The sequence below is a fragment of the Salmonella sp. 5800 genome, from assembly GCF_046558195.1.
In the GTDB taxonomy this organism is placed as follows: domain Bacteria; phylum Pseudomonadota; class Gammaproteobacteria; order Enterobacterales; family Enterobacteriaceae; genus Salmonella; species Salmonella enterica.
Genome location: NZ_JBGDOX010000041.1, coordinates 1 through 276, shown reverse-complemented (window position 1 = coordinate 276; position 276 = coordinate 1). Strand labels below are relative to the sequence as shown.

The 276-nt window shown below is 69.9% G+C and carries 1 protein-coding gene; it reads right to left on the bottom strand.

Features of this window, described 5'->3' with window-relative positions; translation table 11 throughout:
* A partial coding sequence (locus ACLJZ5_RS22120) for an ATP-binding cassette domain-containing protein (protein ID WP_410959033.1) occupies positions 1 to 276 on the bottom strand: 276 nt, incomplete at both ends.

Here is a 276-nt window from a genome sequence, read left to right as displayed (position 1 = left end):
GGGGTGGAAAAAGTGCAGGTTCTCCCGCGCCGTCAGGCGGGATTTAATCCCCGGCTGGTGCCCTATCCACAGCAGGCTGCGATGGAAGCTGTCGCGCACGCGGCGCAGGGGCTCGCCCTGCCAGTACACCTCGCCGCCGTCCGGGCGCGCCAGCCCGGTCAGCAGGCGCAGCAGGGTGGTTTTTCCGGCGCCGTTGCCACCGGTGACCTGCACCCACTCCCCGGCCTCCACGGTGAACGACAGCCCGCGAAACAGCGTCCTCTCGTCCCGCTCGCA